The organism is Azospirillum melinis (genome assembly GCF_013340935.1).
GTDB lineage: Bacteria > Pseudomonadota > Alphaproteobacteria > Azospirillales > Azospirillaceae > Azospirillum > Azospirillum melinis.
Window position 1 is genome coordinate 1 of sequence record NZ_WHOS01000096.1, and the last position, 16599, is coordinate 16599.

Annotated in this window: 17 protein-coding genes and 1 tRNA gene; 4 read left to right on the forward strand and 14 right to left on the reverse strand. The window is 67.3% G+C overall.

What is annotated here, in order from left to right; genetic code table 11:
• Window positions 1–24 precede the first annotated feature (24 nt).
• The 13 genes from GBZ48_RS34085 to GBZ48_RS34145 all read right to left on the reverse strand — a co-directional run bounded on the left by GBZ48_RS34085 (window position 25) and on the right by GBZ48_RS34145 (window position 13304).
• The gene (locus tag GBZ48_RS34085; RefSeq protein ID WP_174475088.1) at window positions 25–867 is read right to left on the reverse strand and encodes an AAA family ATPase; all 843 of its coding nucleotides are present in this window, start codon (window positions 865–867) and stop codon (window positions 25–27) included.
• A gap of 27 nt (window positions 868–894) precedes the next feature.
• Entirely contained in the window at window positions 895–1227 is a 333-nt protein-coding gene (locus GBZ48_RS34090; protein ID WP_042692172.1) for a DHCW motif cupin fold protein, read from the reverse strand.
• A gap of 74 nt (window positions 1228–1301) precedes the next feature.
• Complete coding sequence (gene alaS / locus GBZ48_RS34095; RefSeq protein ID WP_174475089.1) at window positions 1302–3971, reverse strand: alanine--tRNA ligase; 2670 nt, start codon at window positions 3969–3971, stop codon at window positions 1302–1304.
• 143 nt (window positions 3972–4114) lie between these two features.
• Window positions 4115–4903 (reverse strand): twin-arginine translocase subunit TatC, encoded by a 789-nt coding sequence (gene tatC / locus GBZ48_RS34100; protein ID WP_109050505.1) that lies wholly within the window; start codon window positions 4901–4903, stop codon window positions 4115–4117.
• Window positions 4900–5472, reverse strand: a complete 573-nt coding sequence (gene tatB / locus GBZ48_RS34105) for a Sec-independent protein translocase protein TatB (protein WP_246307657.1) — start codon at window positions 5470–5472, stop codon at window positions 4900–4902. Before tatB ends, tatC begins: the two co-directional genes overlap by 4 nt.
• A 73-nt stretch (window positions 5473–5545) precedes the next feature.
• Window positions 5546–5797, reverse strand: a complete 252-nt coding sequence (locus GBZ48_RS34110; protein WP_174475090.1) for a twin-arginine translocase TatA/TatE family subunit — start codon at window positions 5795–5797, stop codon at window positions 5546–5548.
• 161 nt (window positions 5798–5958) lie between these two features.
• On the reverse strand, window positions 5959–6576 hold the full coding sequence (gene scpB / locus GBZ48_RS34115) for an SMC-Scp complex subunit ScpB (protein ID WP_174475091.1): 618 nt from the start codon (window positions 6574–6576) through the stop codon (window positions 5959–5961).
• The gene (locus GBZ48_RS34120) at window positions 6569–7411 is read right to left on the reverse strand and encodes a segregation and condensation protein A (RefSeq protein WP_246307658.1); all 843 of its coding nucleotides are present in this window, start codon (window positions 7409–7411) and stop codon (window positions 6569–6571) included. The genes scpB and GBZ48_RS34120 overlap by 8 nt, the downstream gene beginning before the upstream one ends.
• Before the next feature lie 11 nt (window positions 7412–7422).
• Window positions 7423–8100: a site-2 protease family protein gene (locus GBZ48_RS34125; RefSeq protein WP_174475092.1), complete on the reverse strand. Its 678-nt coding sequence runs from the start codon at window positions 8098–8100 to the stop codon at window positions 7423–7425.
• 16 nt (window positions 8101–8116) lie between these two features.
• On the reverse strand, window positions 8117–9220 hold the full coding sequence (gene nagZ / locus GBZ48_RS34130; RefSeq protein WP_174475093.1) for a beta-N-acetylhexosaminidase: 1104 nt from the start codon (window positions 9218–9220) through the stop codon (window positions 8117–8119).
• A complete protein-coding gene (locus GBZ48_RS34135; protein ID WP_174475094.1) occupies window positions 9192–10289 on the reverse strand; it encodes an SPOR domain-containing protein in 1098 nt (365 codons plus the stop codon). The genes nagZ and GBZ48_RS34135 overlap by 29 nt, the downstream gene beginning before the upstream one ends.
• Window positions 10286–12046, reverse strand: a complete 1761-nt coding sequence (gene argS, locus GBZ48_RS34140) for an arginine--tRNA ligase (RefSeq protein ID WP_174475095.1) — start codon at window positions 12044–12046, stop codon at window positions 10286–10288. The genes GBZ48_RS34135 and argS overlap by 4 nt, the downstream gene beginning before the upstream one ends.
• A gap of 58 nt (window positions 12047–12104) precedes the next feature.
• A complete protein-coding gene (locus GBZ48_RS34145; protein WP_174475096.1) occupies window positions 12105–13304 on the reverse strand; it encodes a deoxyguanosinetriphosphate triphosphohydrolase in 1200 nt (399 codons plus the stop codon).
• Between the two features lie 191 nt (window positions 13305–13495).
• Between GBZ48_RS34145 and erpA the strand changes: the two genes are divergently transcribed.
• From erpA to GBZ48_RS34165, 4 genes are all read left to right on the forward strand, one after another.
• Window positions 13496–13852, forward strand: coding sequence for an iron-sulfur cluster insertion protein ErpA (gene erpA / locus GBZ48_RS34150; RefSeq protein ID WP_174475097.1), 357 nt, complete (start codon window positions 13496–13498; stop codon window positions 13850–13852).
• A 62-nt stretch (window positions 13853–13914) separates the two neighbouring features.
• Entirely contained in the window at window positions 13915–14688 is a 774-nt protein-coding gene (xth, locus tag GBZ48_RS34155) for an exodeoxyribonuclease III (RefSeq protein ID WP_174475098.1), read from the forward strand.
• Window positions 14689–14817: 129 nt separating this feature from the next.
• The gene (locus tag GBZ48_RS34160; RefSeq protein WP_174475099.1) at window positions 14818–15390 is read left to right on the forward strand and encodes a hypothetical protein; all 573 of its coding nucleotides are present in this window, start codon (window positions 14818–14820) and stop codon (window positions 15388–15390) included.
• 71 nt (window positions 15391–15461) lie between these two features.
• Window positions 15462–15551, forward strand: a tRNA-Ser gene (locus GBZ48_RS34165).
• A gap of 66 nt (window positions 15552–15617) precedes the next feature.
• Here GBZ48_RS34165 and GBZ48_RS34170 read toward each other — a convergent pair.
• Window positions 15618–16187 carry a hypothetical protein gene (locus tag GBZ48_RS34170; RefSeq protein WP_174475100.1) on the reverse strand — a complete coding sequence of 190 codons (570 nt, stop codon included), beginning with the start codon at window positions 16185–16187 and terminating at the stop codon, window positions 15618–15620.
• Window positions 16188–16599 lie beyond the last annotated feature (412 nt).

Consider the following 16599-nt stretch of genomic DNA (forward strand, 5'->3'; position numbering starts at 1 on the left):
GTTTGAGGGGCGGGCGGCAGCCCCTCACCGCCCCCGCTTGGCCAGGAACGCCAGCCGTTCCAGCGTGTGCACGTCCTGCTCGTTCTTCAGCAGCGCACCGCACAGCGGCGGGATCAGCGTGCGGGCATCCTTGGCGCGCAGGGTCTCCGGATCGACATCCTCGACCATCAGCAGCTTGATCCAGTCCAGCAGTTCCGAGGTGGAGGGCTTCTTCTTCAGGCCCGGAACCTCGCGCAGGTCATAAAAGAGGTTCAGCGCCTCGCGCAGCAGGGCCGACTTCAGGCCGGGATAATGAACCTCGACGATGCGCTCCATCGTCTCACGCTCGGGGAAGCGGATGTAGTGGAAGAAGCAGCGGCGCAGGAAGGCGTCCGGCAGTTCCTTCTCGTTGTTGGAGGTGACGATGACGATGGGGCGCTTGGCCGCCTTGATCGTCTGGCGGGTCTCGTAGACGTGGAACTCCATGCGGTCGAGCTCCAGCAGCAGGTCGTTGGGAAACTCGATGTCAGCCTTGTCGATCTCGTCGATCAGCAGGACCGGGGAGTCCGGCGCTTCGAAGGCTTCCCACAGCTTGCCGCGGACGATGTAGTTGGCGATGTCATGGACCTTCGCCTCGCCCAGCTGGCTGTCGCGCAGCCGGCTGACCGCATCGTATTCGTAGAGGCCCTGCTGCGCCTTGGTGGTCGATTTGACGTGCCAGGACAGCAGCGGCTTGTTCAGCGCCCGGGCGATCTCCACCGCCAGCACCGTCTTGCCGGTCCCCGGTTCGCCCTTCACCAGAAGCGGACGCTCCAGCGTTATGGCGGCGTTGACCGCCACCATCAGATCGTCGGTGGCAACGTAGCGATCGGTACCGGTGAAGCGCATGGATCAGGCTCCCTCAAGCAGAAAGCTTCAGTCGACGATGAACAGGGTGGCGCCGATTTCGGTCGAGGAGCGGTGCGGATGGTCGCCGAAATCGGACACCTGATAGCTCATGCCCGCAGTCAGGACGAAGCGGCGGCCATCCTTCAGCTCGGTGATCAGCTCGCCGCTGACCACGAACAGCACATGGCCGCGGTCGCACCAATGGTCGGCCAGATAGCCCGGCGTGTATTCGACCAACCGCACCCGCAGTTCCCCGGCGTGGAAGCTGCGCCAGCGGGCAAGCCCGGTCTCGCCCGGATGTTCGGTGACGGGAACGGCGGACCAGTCGGTCACGGTGAAGGGAAGAGTCGGGAGTTCCATCGCCGGACCTTATCAAGACGGCACAAACAGAAAAACGGCCCCCGGAGCGATCCGGGGGCCGGTGTTCATCGCGATCAGGAGGCCTTCCTGGCCGCAATCGCCTTTTCGATGGCCTCGATGGCCGCCGGCGCCAGCGAGGCGTCGGGGCCGCCGGCCTGCGCCATGTCCGGCCGGCCGCCGCCGCCCTTGCCGCCCAGCGCCTCAGCGCCGACACGGACCAGATCGACGGCGCTGAGGGTCGCGGTCAGGTCGTCGGTCACGCCGATGACGATGGAGGCCTTGCCCTCGTTGGACGCGATCAGCACGACGACGCCGGAGCCGACCTGCTTCTTCAGTTCGTCGGCCATGGGCTTCAGGTCCTTGGCCGGCAGGCCTTCGACCACGCGGGCGGCGACCTTGACGCCGGCCACATCCTTGGCCTCGTTGCCGCCGTCGGCCTTGGCGCCGCCTCCCATCGCCACTTGGCGGCGCAACTCGGCCAGCTCGCGTTCCATCTTGCGGCGCTCCTCGACCAGGGCCGCCACGCGGGTCGGGACCTCGTCGGGCTTCACCTTCAGGACGCTGGCCGCCTCGGTCAGCAGATGGTCGCGCTCGGACAGCCACGCCTTGGCGCCGGTGCCGGTCAGCGCCTCGATGCGGCGGACGCCGGCGGCGACAGCGCCTTCGGAGACGATCTTGAACACGCCGATGTCGCCGGTGCGGCGGACATGGGTGCCGCCGCACAGCTCGATGGAATAGTCGCGATCCTGCTCGCCATGCGGGCCGCCCATCGAGACGACGCGGACCTCATCGCCGTACTTCTCGCCGAACAGCGCCATGGCGCCCTGGGCGCGGGCCTCGTCCGGGGACATCAGGCGGGTGATGACCTCGCTGTTGGCCAGCACGCGGCGGTTCACCTCGTCCTCGATGGCGGCGATGTCGGCACCGGTCAGGCCGGTCGGCTGGCTGATGTCGAAGCGCAGACGCTCCGGCGCCACCAGCGAGCCCTTCTGGGTGACATGGTCGCCCAGGCGATGGCGCAGCGCCTCGTGCAGCAGGTGGGTGGCGGAGTGGTTGGCGCGGATGGCGGAGCGGCGCTCGGTGTCCACACGCAGTTCGACCACATCGCCGACCTTGAGCGTGCCCTTGGTGACCGTGCCGACATGGGCCCACACGGCACCCAGCTTCTTCAGCGTGTCGGACACCGCGACTTCGGCCCCGCCGGCGGAGAAGATCACGCCGGCATCGCCGACCTGACCGCCCGATTCGCCGTAGAAGGGCGTCTGGTTGACGACGACCAGCACCTGATCGCCAAGGTTGGCAGCATCGACACGGGCATCGCCCTTGATAAGGGCGGTCACCTTGCCTTCGGCGACTTCGGTGTCGTAGCCGAAGAACTCGGTGGCGCCCAGCTCGTCCTTGATCTCGTACCACAGCTTCTCGGTGCCGACCTCGCCCGAGCCGGCCCAGGATTCGCGGGCCTTGCGGCGCTGCTCGTCCATCGCTGCCTTGAAGCCGGCCTCGTCGACACCGCGGCCCTGGCCGCGCAGCACGTCCTGCGTCAGGTCGAGCGGGAAGCCGTAGGTGTCGTACAGCTTGAAGGCGACGTCGCCGGCCAGCGGCTGGCCTTCGCCCAGATGGCCGACCTCGTCCTCCAGCAGGCGCAGGCCGCGCTCCAGCGTCTGCTTGAAGCGGGTCTCCTCCAGCTTCAGCGTCTCGACGATCAGGGCGCGGGCGCGGTTCAGCTCCGGATAGGCGTCGCCCATCTGCTGGATCAGCGCCGGGACCAGACGGTGCATCAGCGGTTCGCGCGCGCCGATCATGTGGGCGTGGCGCATGGCGCGGCGCATGATGCGGCGCAGCACATAGCCGCGGCCTTCGTTCGACGGCAGCACGCCGTCGGCGATCAGGAAGGAGGTGGAGCGCAGATGGTCGGCGATGACGCGATGCGACACGGCATGGGCGCCGTCGGGCGAGGTCTTGGTCGCCTCGGCCGACGCCATGATCAGCGCCCGCATCAGGTCGATGTCGTAGTTGTCGTGCTTGCCCTGCAGGACGGCGGCCAGACGCTCCAGCCCCATGCCGGTGTCGATGGACGGCTTGGGCAGCGCCACCAGATTGTCCGGACCCAGCTGTTCATACTGCATGAACACGAGGTTCCAGATCTCGATGAAGCGGTCGCCATCCTGGTCCGGGCTGCCCGGCGGGCCGCCGGCAATCGACGGGCCGTGGTCGAAGAAGATCTCCGAGCACGGGCCGCAGGGGCCGGTGTCGCCCATGCGCCAGAAATTGTCGTCGGTCGGGATGCGGATGATGCGGTCGTCCGACAGGCCGGCGACCTTGCGCCAGATGCCCGCCGCATCCTCGTCGGAAGTGTGGACCGTCACCAGCAGCTTGTCGGCCGGCAGACCGTATTCCTTGGTGATCAGGTTCCAGGCGAACGCGATGGCGTCGTCCTTGAAATAATCGCCGAAGGAGAAGTTCCCCAGCATCTCGAAGAAGGTGTGGTGCCGCGCGGTGTAGCCGACATTGTCGAGGTCGTTGTGCTTGCCGCCGGCGCGCACGCATTTCTGCGAGGTGGCCGCGCGCTTGTAGGGCCGCGTCTCGGCACCGGTGAAGACGTTCTTGAACTGGACCATGCCGGCGTTGGTGAACATCAGCGTCGGGTCGTTGCGCGGCACGAGCGGCGACGACTCGACCTTCTGATGGCCCTGCTTGGCGAAGAAATCCAGGAACGTGCGACGGATGTCGTTGGCGGTCTGCATACGGTCAAGGCTCCGGGTGCGCGGCTATGGCCCTTTTGTTGGCCGAACCGTGCTTTTAGCGCGAGAATGGCGGCATGTCCATGACGGACGGATTATTACCCTAGGTCACCGCAGGCAAAATGCTGCGTGCGCGGTGCCGCCGATCACTCGGCTTCCGCTGCAGCCCGTGCCTTTTCGATCCGGCGTCCGATGATGATCGCGATTTCGTAGAGCGCGATCAGCGGCAGCGCCAGACTGACCTGGCTGATCACGTCGGGCGGGGTCAGCACCGCGGCGGCGATGAAGGCGCCGACGATGGCGTAGCGCCGCTTCGACGCCAGGGCGTCGGTGCTGATGATGCCGACGCGGACCAGCAGGGTCAGCAGCACCGGCAGCTGGAAGGCGATGCCGAAGGCGAAGATCAGCGACATTACCAGATGCAGGTATTCGCCGACGCGCGCCTCGAACTCGATGGGCAGGGCGTTGCTGCCGTCCGGGTGGAACTCGAAGCCCAGGAAGAAGCGCCAGGCCATCGGGAAGATGAAGTAATAGACGATGCCGGCGCCGGTCAGGAACATCACCGGGGTGGCGATCAGGAAGGGCAGGAACGCCTTGCGCTCGTGCTTGTAGAGGCCGGGCGCCACGAACATCCAGATCTGGCTGGCGATCACCGGGAAGGAGATGAAGCAGCCGGCCCAGAACGCCACCTTCACATAGGTGAAGAAGGCTTCGGTCAGGCCGGTGTAGATCATCCGGCGCCCCTGCCCCGCCAGGATGTCGGCCAGCGGCTGGACCAGGAAATTGTAGATCTTGTCCGACACCGCATAGCATAGCAGGAAGGCGATCAGGATTGCGCCGATCGCCCACATCAGCCGGTTCCGCAGCTCGATCAGATGATCGATCAGCGGCATCTTGCTGTCTTCGAGTTCGTCCTGCTGCGTATCGCCGGTCATGGGCCGTCTTTGTCTTCAGGTCTGCTTGTCGGTCGGCTGGGGGCGGCCACGGCGTCCGGCCGCGGGGCCGGAGCGGGCTGCGGCACCGGAGCCGGCGGAGCGGGTTCGGTGGTGATCGGTGACGTCGTGATCGGCGACGGCGCGCCGGCCGGCCCCACGCTGTCCGTCACCGCCGGAGCAGCCGGAGCCGCCGGCTGCGGGGTCGGCGCCTGGGGCAGGTCGGGTTCCGGCGTGCTGCCGGCATGGCCGTTCAAGCCCGAATCAAATCCCTTGGCGTCGAATTCCTTGACGTCGAAGGCCTTGCCCACCTCCCCCTTCGGGTCGATGGTGTCCTCCATCATCTTCTTGATGTTCAGGTCGCGGGTCTTCAGCGCTTCCTTGCGAAGCTCGTCCAACTCGGTTTCCCGCATCATGTCGTCGATGTGGGTCTGGAATTCGCGCGCAACGACCCGCGCCTTACGCACCCATTTGCCGAGCGTGAAGATCGCCTTGGGCAGATCCTTGGGGCCAATGACCACAAGGGCGATGACGGCGATCACCATCAGTTCGGACCAAGCGATGTCGAACATGTTCTTCCGGCTTCACGAATGCGGTGGGCAGGGTGGCGTGCGGCGCCCGGAGGGGCAGCCGCGCGCCCGCCGGTCAGCGGACCGCCTCGTCCTTTTTGGCCGCGGCTTCGGCCGTGTTGGCCGGCTGGTTCGGAATGGTCTTGGCGTTGGCGCCCTGGGCGTTCGCGCCGGGAGTGGCATCGTCGCTGTCGTCCTGCAGCCCCGCCTTGAAGGACTTCACGCCCTTGGCGAGATCGCCCATCACCTTCGGCAGCTTACCGGCGCCGAACAGCAGAAGAACGATCAGAAGAACGATGATCCAGTGCCAGATGCTGAAGGAACCCATGGCGCGCCTATCACGTTTGAACGGCCTTTGCGGCGGGCCGGCACTATGGCAGAAAGGCCGGGGTGCCGCAACGTTGCCCCCACCATCCTTAACCGGTTGTCATTGAGGTTTCACGGGAATTCGCGCGGGCGGCGGAGAAAAACCGAGCCCCCGCCTGCGGCTTATGTCTCGTCGCCCGTCCCGAGCGCGCTGTCGTCGGCCGTCGCCCCCAGCCCCAGCAGCACCGGGCGGCTGTCCAGCAGGCCGGCGGCGCGCAGGTCGTCGACGCTGGGCAGGTCGCGCAAGGTCTCCAGCCCGAAATGGTCGAGGAAATGGTCGGTGGTGATCCAGGTCAGCGGCCGGCCCGGCGTCTCCCGCCGCTTGCCCGGCCGGATCCAGCCATGCTCCATCAGCAAATCCAGTGTGCCCTTGCTGGTCGCGACACCGCGGATGGATTCGATCTCGCCGCGGGTCACCGGCTGGTGGTAGGCGATGATCGCCAGCGTCTCGATGGCGGCGCGGGAGAGCTTGCGCGACACCTCCTCCTCGCGCCGCAGCTCCGGCGCCAGATCGACCGCGGTGCGGAAGGCCCAGCCGCCGCCGGTGCGAACCAGAGTGACGCCGCGCGGGGCGTAATGGGCACGCAGCTCTTCCAGCAGCAGGCCGACCTCCGGCCCGATGCGGCCGGCCAGCGTTTCCTCGTCCAGCGGCTCGGTTGAGGCGAACAGCAGGGCTTCCAGCAGGCGCAGCTTGCCGATGCGGGCCTCCACCTCGTGGGCGTCGGTGACTTCCTTAATCATGCGATTGCGCTTCTTCCGAAATGTCGCCGTCCCGGGAACCGGCCTCCCGCCCGCGGACATAGAGCGGGGCGAAGGCGCCCTCCTGCCGCAGTTCGACCCGGCCGGCCTTGGCCAGTTCCAGCGTCGCGGCGAAATGCGCGGCGAGCGCCGAGCGGGTCAGCAGACCGCCGCCCTCCCCGCCCGGCAGGAAGCTCGCCAGCGTCGCCCAGTCCGGCATGCGGCCCAGCAGCGAGGACAGCCGCTGCACCGCCTCCTCCATCGAATAGAGCCGGACCGGGGCGATGTGCAGGACGCCCGATTCCTTGCGGGCGCGCTGCTGGCCGTAGGCGCGCAGCAGGTCGAACAGCGTGACCTCGTAGACCGACTTGCGGCGCAGATCCAAATCCTCCGGCGCGCCGCGCGGGTGGAGGTCGATGCCCAGCCGCGGGCGGGCGAACAGCTTTTCGGCAACGCCCTTCATCGCTTCCAACCGCTGGAGCTGGAAGGCGAGTGCGGCGGCCATGTCCTCGCCGGACGGCTCCTCCCCCTCCGGTTCGGGCAGCAGCAGCCGCGACTTCAGGTAGGCCAGCCATGCCGCCATCACCAGATAGTCGGCGGCGAGTTCCAGCCGAACCTTCCGCGCCTCGGCTACGAAGGTGAGATACTGGTCGGCCAGTTCCAGGATGGAGATGCGTGTCAGGTCGACCTTCTGGTCACGCCCCAGAGCCAACAGCATGTCGAGCGGCCCTTCGAAGCCGTCCAGGACCAGCAACAGCTGTTCGGACGCCGACTCCTCCGCGACTGCGGCCACGGGTGCGGCGGTGTCGGCCTCGTGCTCGGCCAGCAGATCGGCCATTCGATACCCTATCAGTCGTTGCCGGTCAGGACGCGGATGAAATCGATCACCGCATCGACGGGCGGACCCAGCACCCAATGCATGACGCTGAGATCCATGCCGATCTGGCGCCCCAGCATCGGCAGCAGGAAGAAGGCCGCCATCAGGATCAGAAGCCCGACGCGCTCCAGCTTCGCCAGCGGCACCGCCAGAACATCGGGCAGGATGCCGACCGCGACGCGCCCGCCGTCCAGCGGCGGCAGCGGGATCAGGTTGAACACCATCAGGATGACGTTGACCAGCACCGAGACCTCGGCGGCGGAGCGGATCCACAGTTCGATATAGCTGTTTTCCGGATTGACCAGCCGCCAGATCACCGCCGACGCCACCGCCAGCAGGAAGTTGGTCCCCGGACCGGCCAGTGCCACCCACACCATGTCGCGGCGCGGATGGTCCAGCCGGGCGAAATTGACCGGAACCGGCTTGGCCCAGCCGAAGACGAAGCCGGTGGTGAAATACATCAGCGCCGGCAGCAGTACCGTGCCGAACGGGTCGATGTGGCGGATCGGGTTGAAGGTGACACGGCCCAGCCGATAGGCGGTGTCGTCGCCCAGTCTCCAGGCGACGAAGCCGTGCGCCGCCTCATGCAGGGTGATGGCGAGGATGGCCGGCAGGGCCACGGCCGTCACCTGGAAGATCCATTCCTCCATCGTCCGCTCCCGTCCGTCAGGTCTGCGCCGTGCCGAGAAGCTCGGCCAGCCGGTTCGTCAATGCCGCGATGTCCGCCGCCTCCGGCGCATGGCGCATCGCTTCCGCCCGCGCCCAGCGCTCCGCCGCCACCCCGCTCAGCAGCGGAACGGCGTCGAGGATCGACCGCATCTCGGCCAGATCGCCGTTGCAGTGGAGCACGACATCCATGCCGGCCGCCAGCACCGCTTCGGCCCGCGTCCTCGGGTCGCCCCGCAGCGCGTTCATCGACAGGTCGTCGCTGAACAGCAGGCCGCCGAAACCGATGGACGGCCCGCGCACCACCTCGCGCACCACAATCGCCGAGGTGCTGGCGGGGGCGGTCGGGTCGATGGCTTTCAGCACCACATGGGCCACCATCGCCAGCGGCAGGTCTGCCAAGGCGCGGAAGGGGGCGAAGTCGGTGGCCTCCAGCGCCGCGCGGCCGGCCTCGACCACCGGCAGCTCGGCATGGCTGTCGGTGAAGGCGCGGCCATGGCCGGGGATGTGCTTGATCACCGGCAGCACCCCGCCGGCCAGCAGCCCGTCGGCGGTGGCGCGGGCGAGGTCGATCACCAATGCTGGGTCGCGCGAGAAAGCACGGTCGCCGATGATGTCGTGCGCGCCCTCCACCGGAACGTCGCAGACCGGCGCGCAATCCACTGTGATGCCGACCTCCGTCAGCATGTGGGCGAGCAGCCGTCCGTTGATCCAGGCAGCTTCGTGCCCAGCGGCGGCATCGCGTTCGCCAAGCGCGCCGATGACGCCCATCGGCGGGTGGGCCGGCCAATGCGGCGGCCGCATGCGCGCGACCCGGCCGCCCTCCTGGTCGATCAGGACCGGGGCGTCGGCCCGGCCGACGCTGGCGCGCAGATCGTCGACCAGCCGGCGCATCTGGTCGCGGCTGTCGCAGTTGCGGCGGAACAGGATGAAGCCGAGCGGATCGGCATCGCGGAAGAAGGCGGCCTCGTCGGCCGTCACCTCCAGCCCGGCGCAGCCGAAAACGACCGCGCGCGGGTGGGTGACCTGGGTGGAACTCACCGAATCGGAACCCAAAGAGCCAGGACCAAAAGAATCAGGGACGGACAACCACACACCCCACATTTTGCGCGCGCAGCTGGGCGCAGGCCGACTTGGCCCGCGTCTCGTCGGCGCCGGCGCCCTGCACCCGATAGAAGATGCCCTTCTCGCCGAGATCGACCCTGGCGACCTGCATCGACAGCCCGCCGAGCGCGTCGGGGTGGCGGCCGGCAAGGCGGCGCCATTCGGCCGCGGCCTCGCCCTCGCTGCGCACCGACGCCAGTTGGACGCGCCAGCCGCCGCTGCCACCGGCCGCCGGAGCGGAGGTGGGAGCGGACGCCGCCGCGGGCTTGGCAGGCTGGGGAGCAGCCTTGGCCGGAGCCGCCGGCATCGACGCCGCTTCCAGCTTGGCGATCAGCTGCCCCATCGACGGGGCGGCGTTCTGCTGCGCCGGCGGCGTGGCCGGCGGAGCGGGAGGCTTGGCGACCGAAGCGACCTGCTGCTGCAGAGCCGGCTTGGCCGGAGCGGCCGGGGGCTGCTGCGGCTTGGCGGCGATGCTGGGCGGATTTTGGATGGCGGGCGTTTGGATGGCCGGAACCTGCGCCGCCGGGGCCGGAACGACCGCCGTCGACGTGGCGGCGGGCAGACCGGGCGCCGGTTCCGGAGCGGCCAGCGGAACCGCCGCCGCGACCGCCGCGGCGACGTTGTCGCGCGGCACGGTGGCGGTCGCGCCCGGCGGCAGCTGGGCCACCGACGGCACCGAGGGCAGCGGCACCACGGCCGGCATCTGCGGCGTCACCACCGGACGCGGCAGCGGCACCTCCGGCGGCGGCAGCAGCCGTTCCACCTGATTGCCGCGGCCGCCGTCATGGTCGCGCAGCCGCTCATAGGCCAGGATGTCCTGGTGCGGCACCTCCATCCCGCCCGGCTGGTCGGGGCGGGCCTTGGACGGGCCGGCTTCCGCGGTCAGCAGCGGCGGCCCGTCGCCGGACAGCCGGGACGGGCCGCGCAGCCCGATCACCGCCGCACCGGCGAACGTCACGACGCCGACCACGGCGAAGCCGAGCGCCAGCAGCCCGCGCCTGTTCGCGGACTGTCGGGGCGGCATCCCATAGGGATTGGCCGCGTAGTTGACGTCGCCGTCGTATTTCATGAACGCAATTCCTCCACCGGTTCCACGCCCATCACCGTCAGGCCCGAGGCAATGACCGTCGCCACCGCGGCGATCAGCGCCAGACGGGCCGTCGTCAGTTCCGCATCGCCCTCGATCAGGAAGCGCAGCGAGGCATCGTCGCGGCCCCGGTTCCACAGGGCGTGGAAGTCGCTGGCGAGGTCGTAGAGGAAGAAGGCGATGCGGTGCGGCTCATGCGCCTCGGCCGCCGCCTCGACCACGCGCGGCCAGGTGGCCATGCGCTTGGCGAGCGCCATCTCCTCTTCGCTGTCCAGCCGGCCGAGGTTCGCCGCGGCGGCGAGCGAGGCCGGCGTCTGGTCCAGCTGCGGCAGGGCGGTCGCGGCATGGCGCAGGACCGAGCGGCAGCGGGCGTGGGCGTACTGCACGTAGAAGACCGGATTGTCCTTCGACTGCTCCGTCACCTTGGCGAAGTCGAAGTCCAGCGTCTGGTCGTTGCGGCGGGTCAGCATGATGAAGCGGACGACATCCTTGCCGACCTGATCGATGACGTCGCGCAGCGTCACGAAGGTGCCGGCGCGCTTGGACATCTTCACCGGCTGGCCGTCCTGCATCAGATGAACCAGCTGGCACAGCTTCACGTCCAGCTCGGCGGCACCGCCGGAGATCGCCCGCGTCGCCGCCTGCATGCGCTTGACGTAGCCGCCATGGTCGGCGCCCAGCACGTCGATCAGCGACGCAGCACCGCGCCGGTACTTGTCGTAGTGATAGGCGATGTCGTTGGCAAAATAGGTGAAGGAGCCGTCGGACTTCTTCAGCGGCCGGTCGACGTCGTCGCCGAAGTCGCTGGACTTGAACAGGGTCTGCGGGCGCGGCTCCCAATCGTCGGGCTTCTTGCCCTTCGGCGGTTCCAGCACGCCGGTGTAGATCAAGCCGCGTTCCTCCAGCGCCGCCAGCGCCGTCTGGACGGCCCCCGCCGTCACCAGGGCGCGCTCGCTGCTGTAGACATCCATCGTGACGCCGAGAGCGCCCAGATCCTCACGGATCCAGCCCATGATCATGCCGATGGCGAAGTCACGGCAGGCCGGCAGCCATTCGGACTCGTCGGTGCCGACCCAGCGGTTGCCGTCGCGCTCGGCCAGGGCCTGGCCGACCTCCTTCAGATACTCGCCGGGATAGAGGCCGGCCGGAATCTCGCCGACCTGCTCGCCGAGCGCCTCGCGGTAGCGGATGAAGGTGGAGCGGCCCAGCACGTCGACCTGCGCGCCGGCATCGTTGATGTAGTATTCGCGGGTGACGGCATAGCCGGCCTTCTGCAGCAGCGCTGCCAGCGCATCGCCGAACACGGCGCCACGGCCATGGGCGGCATGCAGCGGGCCGGTCGGGTTGGCCGACACATACTCCACATTGACCGGGGTCTTGGCCCCCAGCTCGCTGTCGCCATAGGCGGTGCCGGCGGTCAGCACGTCGCGGATGCGGTCGCGCCAGACGTCCGGCGTCAGGCGCAGGTTGACGAAGCCCGGACCGGCGATCTCGACCGACGCCACGTCGGCGCGCCCCTTCAGCTTGGCGACCAGCAGCTCCGCCAGCGCGCGCGGCGCCATCTTCGCCGGCTTCGCCAGGATCATCGCGGCGTTGGTGGACAGGTCGCCATGCGAGGCCTCGCGCGGCGGCTCGACCGTCAGACGGCTGCCGTCCAGCCCGGCGGGGATGGCACCCTCGGCGGCCAGCTCTTCCAGCAGCTTGCGAATATCGGTCTCGAAGGCCTTGAAAATATTCATCGTCTCAGGTCGTCTTTTCAGGAGGTCACAGGAGCCTTGCGGCTCAGGTCTTCAGGCGTCAGGTTTTCACATGCAGGTCGAACAGCCGGTCATGTTCGGCCAGCGCATAGCGGTCGGTCATGCCGGCGATATAGTCGGCCACATGACGGGCGCGCACCGCAAGATCGGCGTCACCCCCATTTTTGGCGATATCGCGCTGCCATTCGGTCGGCAGGGTATTGGGCTCGTCCATGAACAGCTGGAACAGGGCGCGCACCACGCGCTTGCACTTGCTCATCTCGCGGTTGACGCGATAGTGCCGGTACATGCGCTGGCGCAGGAAGGCGCGCAAGGGCCGCTGCGCCTCCAGCATCCCGTCGGAGAAGCTGACCATCGCCAGCGGCAGAGCGCGCAGTTCCGCCGCACTTCCCGGCCTGTGCTCCGCCAGCCGCCGCCGCGTCTCCGTCACCAGATCGACGACCATGGCGTTGATCATGCGCCGGATCGTCTCGTGGATCAGGCGCGAGCGCTCCAGTCCCGGATAGCGGTCGCAGACCTCGCGGACCAGCGGACCGACCAGCGGCAGTTCCGCCACCTCGTCCACCGTGAACAGGCCGGCGCGCAAGCCATCGTCGATGTCGTGGTTGTTATAGGCGATGTCGTCGGCCAGCGCCGCCACCTGGGCCTCGGCCCCCGGATTGGTGTGCAGCTCCAGATCCCACTCGCCCTGGAAGGCGGCGATGGTGGTCGGCAGGCGATGGCCGGGAAGCAGCGGCAGCAGCGGGCCGTTGTGCTTGACCACGCCCTCCAGCGCTTCCCAGGTCAGGTTCAGCCCGTCGAACTCGGCATAGCGCCGTTCCAGCCGCGTCAGGATGCGCAGCGTCTGGTCGTTGTGGGCGAAGCCGCCGAACGGCTCCATGCAGGCGTTCAGCGCTTCTTCCCCGGCATGGCCGAATGGGGTGTGGCCGAGGTCGTGGGCCAGCGCCACCGCCTCCGCCAGATCCTCGTTCAGGCCCAGCGTGCGGCCGATCGAGCGGGCGATCTGCGCCACCTCCAGGCTGTGGGTCAGCCGGGTGCGGTAATAGTCGCCCTCGTGATAGACGAAGACCTGCGTCTTGTGCTTCAGCCGGCGGAAGGCTCCGGAATGCACGATGCGGTCGCGGTCGCGCTGGAAGCACGAGCGCGTCGGGCTTTCCGGCTCCGCCACCAGCCGCCCGCCCGTGTCCGCCGGGTTGCAGGCATAGGGAGCCAGCCGATCGTGGGAACAGTCCGCCGTCATGGGGCGGACACTACCGGCGGGGAAACGCAGGTGCAACGGCGAAGGCGTGCTATGCCCAGGCGTTGGGCCAGCCGGCGGCAGAGCGTGCCAGATGCGCAACGCTTTCCCGCAACGGTGCCCATACTTTGACGAAGACACCGATCCCCCTTACATTTGTGGCAACTCCCGCACCGCACCAGAGGGGCCACCCCATGCCCGACACCGCACTCCCCACCGAAACCCGCGTCCTCGGCGTCAGCGAAAGCGCCGCCAAGCGTGTCGCCTTCCTGATCGAGCAGGAGGGCAATCCCAAGCTGATGCTGCGCCTGACCGTGTCCGGCGGCGGCTGCTCCGGCTTCCAGTACGGCTTCACCTTCGACGAGACCGCGACCGACGAGGACCATGTCTTCGAGAAGGACGGCACGAAGGTGGTCACCGACGACGCCTCGCTCGACCTGCTGGCCGGCGCGACGCTGGATTATGTCGAGGATCTGATGGGCGCCGCCTTCCAGATCAACAACCCGAACGCCACCGCGTCCTGCGGCTGCGGCAACTCCTTCGCGGTCTGAGGCCGCGGTATAAGGCCGCGGTCTGAGACCGGAAGAACAAGAAGAGAAGGCAGGCCTTTTTCGTGAAGATCGCCACCTGGAACGTCAACTCGGCGAAGGCCCGCCTTCCGCTGATCACCGACTGGCTGCGCACGGCGTCTCCGGATGTCGTGCTCTTCCAGGAAATCAAATGCGAGACCGCCGCCTTCCCGACTGCGGCCTTCGAGGAGCTCGGCTATCACGTCAATGCCGTCGGACAGAAGGCCTACAACGGCGTCGCCTTACTGTCGAAGGCCCCGGCGGAGGATGTGCTGACCCGCCTGCCGGGCGAGCCGGAGGACGAGCAGGCCCGCTATGTCGAGGCCACCGTGTCCGGCGTGCGCATCGCCTCGCTCTACCTGCCCAACGGCAACCCGGTGCCGGGCGAGAAGTTCGCCTACAAGCTGCGCTGGATGGACCGGCTGTATGACCACGCCCGGGCCCTGCTGGCGCAGGAAATCCCGGTGGTATTGGGCGGCGATTACAACATCATCCCCGAGGCGCGCGACGTCTTCTCGCCGCAGGCCTTCGCCGGCGATGCGCTGTTCCGGCCGGAATCGAAGGCCAAGTTCCGCGCCCTGCTGAATCTCGGCCTGACCGAGGCCTACCGCGCCCTGCATGACGACGACCGCGCCTATACCTTCTGGGATTATCAGGCCGGCAGCTGGCCGCGCGACAACGGCCTGCGCATCGACCATTTCCTGCTGTCGCCGCAGGCCGCCGACCGTCTGGCCGGCTGCACCATCGACCGCGGCCCGCGCGGGTTGGAAAAGGCGTCCGACCACACCCCGGTGATCCTGGAACTGCGCGACGCCTGACCGGCGCAGGTGCGCCGGCTGTGGAAAGTCCGTGATAAAAGCATTTTGTTAAAAGTTTCGCTTCTACGATGACCGTGTTGCCCGGCCGAAAGCCGGGTTGGCGCGGTCATCGGGGAGTGCGGAGCGGGCATGGCGTGGGGGCGCGATAAAAGCCGGGAACGGGTGAAGTCTCTGCTGGCGGCATTGGAGCGTCAGGCGACCGAAGCCTCCCAGCTTGCCGACCGCGCCCAGCGCGACATGGGCGACGACCGTTTCGCCTCCTTCCTCGACTTCCGCCGCAAGGTGGAGGAGATCCGCGCCCTGTTCACCCTGACCGAGGAGCATCTCCAGGGGGTGGACGAGTCGCGCCTGACCGACCTGCGCGCCGAATTCGAGCGGATGGATCTCCTGCTGACCCGCATGCTGGCCCGCACGATGCGCAATTACTTCTCCAGCATGCGCGAGGACCAAGTCCTGCCGATTGGTGCCCGCGAGCTGTTCGAGCCCGAACTGCGCAGCATCGACCAGACCCGCACCCGCCTGCTGAGCCCCCGCTATGCCGACCGCGTGGCGCCGGAGATTCTGGACGATCTGGACGCCACGGCCGAGCTGATCCGCAAGACGATAGCCCGCGCCCCCGCCCTGCCCGACTTCACCGACAGCCCCAGCCCGCCGAAACCGACCCGCCGCCTGCGCACGCTGGGCCGCCCGATACGGAACTGAGGGGCAAAACGCAGCAGCTTGCGCGCGACACTTGACCCACCGCGACGCATTCGCTACTCCCGTGGACCGAGGGAAGAGTGGCCGAGTGGTTTAAGGCAACGGTCTTGAAAACCGTCGTAGGTGTGAGCCTACCGTGGGTTCGAATCCCACCTCTTCCGCCAAAACATCCAGCCAACTTGACCGCAGCCGAATGCGCACACCCCCAAAAGGAGATGTGCGCAGCCGCTTTACATCTGTCCCAAAATCTCGCGCGACCGGTCGCGATATTCCGCTTCAGTAATCAGCTTCTGCTTTTTGAGCGAGGCCAGATCCTTCAACTTGGATTCGGCGTCGTCCTTGCTCAGCCGAGGCGCCGTGACCGGGTTCATGACCAACGGGGCGCCTTGTGAAGCGCCACCAGTGGGGACATTTCCGGCAGGCGGAGCCAGGACGACCGACACGCTCGATGGATAAATATAGGCGGCGCCGGATCCCATATCGACCGCTGCGCCAATGATTCCCCCAGCAATGATGTTGCCGAACGCAGCACCCGCAGTGCTGGACGTGACCGACGCCGACCCCTTCGATCCGTCACCATGCTCACAGGCTACGGTCAAATCGCCATAAGCCTTCGTAACGGTCGTCGCTCCCGGCGTCTTCGGGATTGTCCAACTGCCCTTCTCGTTGGACAGTTTGCATTCCGCGCCATCCTTTGATGGCGTGTTAACGGCCACGGACTGAGTGGTGCCCGCGGTTATAGACGCACAGCCGGTAACAGCCAGAGCCCCCAACATGGCTGCAAAAGCTGCATTCTTCATAAATGCCCCCAATCAGTGTGCAACAGCCCCGTCCCTTATCGGAGCTTGAACGCCTGTCGTTCGATGCAACTTCTGAACAATGCTGAAACAATATCAAGTTGTCTATCAAAAGATATTTCAATCCGTGCATCGCGTGCTCTTCATGAAGCCGCACCTCAGGTGATAGTAAAATTTTCAGCTTCCCCTGCAGGTAAACTGCGCATTCCGTATGAAAAGTTAACCAAGATCTTCCCAAAATTCCTAATTGTTTCGAATGGTGAGAAATAAGATATTCCCGGAGACGTTTAACCAGAACCGTCGATGAACCGCGGCTGGACCTGATGACAGAGATCGTGGCATTGCCGATTCGGCAGCGCCGTGGTCTTGGTTGTGCAGGGTCCGGTGCTTGCAGCCAATCGACAGACCCCACCCC

Excerpts from the sequence above, each read along its gene's own strand:
- GBZ48_RS34085 (WP_174475088.1), bottom strand. The coding sequence starts at position 867 with ATGCGCTTCACCGGTACCGATCGCTACGTTGCCACCGACGATCTGATG.
- GBZ48_RS34090 (WP_042692172.1), bottom strand. The coding sequence starts at position 1,227 with ATGGAACTCCCGACTCTTCCCTTCACCGTGACCGACTGGTCCGCCGTT.
- alaS (WP_174475089.1), bottom strand. The coding sequence starts at position 3,971 with ATGCAGACCGCCAACGACATCCGTCGCACGTTCCTGGATTTCTTCGCC.
- tatC (WP_109050505.1), bottom strand. The coding sequence starts at position 4,903 with ATGACCGGCGATACGCAGCAGGACGAACTCGAAGACAGCAAGATGCCG.
- tatB (WP_246307657.1), bottom strand. The coding sequence starts at position 5,472 with ATGTTCGACATCGCTTGGTCCGAACTGATGGTGATCGCCGTCATCGCC.
- GBZ48_RS34110 (WP_174475090.1), bottom strand. The coding sequence starts at position 5,797 with ATGGGTTCCTTCAGCATCTGGCACTGGATCATCGTTCTTCTGATCGTT.
- scpB (WP_174475091.1), bottom strand. The coding sequence starts at position 6,576 with ATGATTAAGGAAGTCACCGACGCCCACGAGGTGGAGGCCCGCATCGGC.
- GBZ48_RS34120 (WP_246307658.1), bottom strand. The coding sequence starts at position 7,411 with ATGGCCGATCTGCTGGCCGAGCACGAGGCCGACACCGCCGCACCCGTG.
- GBZ48_RS34125 (WP_174475092.1), bottom strand. The coding sequence starts at position 8,100 with ATGGAGGAATGGATCTTCCAGGTGACGGCCGTGGCCCTGCCGGCCATC.
- nagZ (WP_174475093.1), bottom strand. The coding sequence starts at position 9,220 with ATGTGGGGTGTGTGGTTGTCCGTCCCTGATTCTTTTGGTCCTGGCTCT.
- GBZ48_RS34135 (WP_174475094.1), bottom strand. The coding sequence starts at position 10,289 with ATGAAATACGACGGCGACGTCAACTACGCGGCCAATCCCTATGGGATG.
- argS (WP_174475095.1), bottom strand. The coding sequence starts at position 12,046 with ATGAATATTTTCAAGGCCTTCGAGACCGATATTCGCAAGCTGCTGGAA.
- GBZ48_RS34145 (WP_174475096.1), bottom strand. The coding sequence starts at position 13,304 with ATGACGGCGGACTGTTCCCACGATCGGCTGGCTCCCTATGCCTGCAAC.
- erpA (WP_174475097.1), top strand. The coding sequence starts at position 13,496 with ATGCCCGACACCGCACTCCCCACCGAAACCCGCGTCCTCGGCGTCAGC.
- GBZ48_RS34160 (WP_174475099.1), top strand. The coding sequence starts at position 14,818 with ATGGCGTGGGGGCGCGATAAAAGCCGGGAACGGGTGAAGTCTCTGCTG.
- GBZ48_RS34170 (WP_174475100.1), bottom strand. The coding sequence starts at position 16,187 with ATGAAGAATGCAGCTTTTGCAGCCATGTTGGGGGCTCTGGCTGTTACC.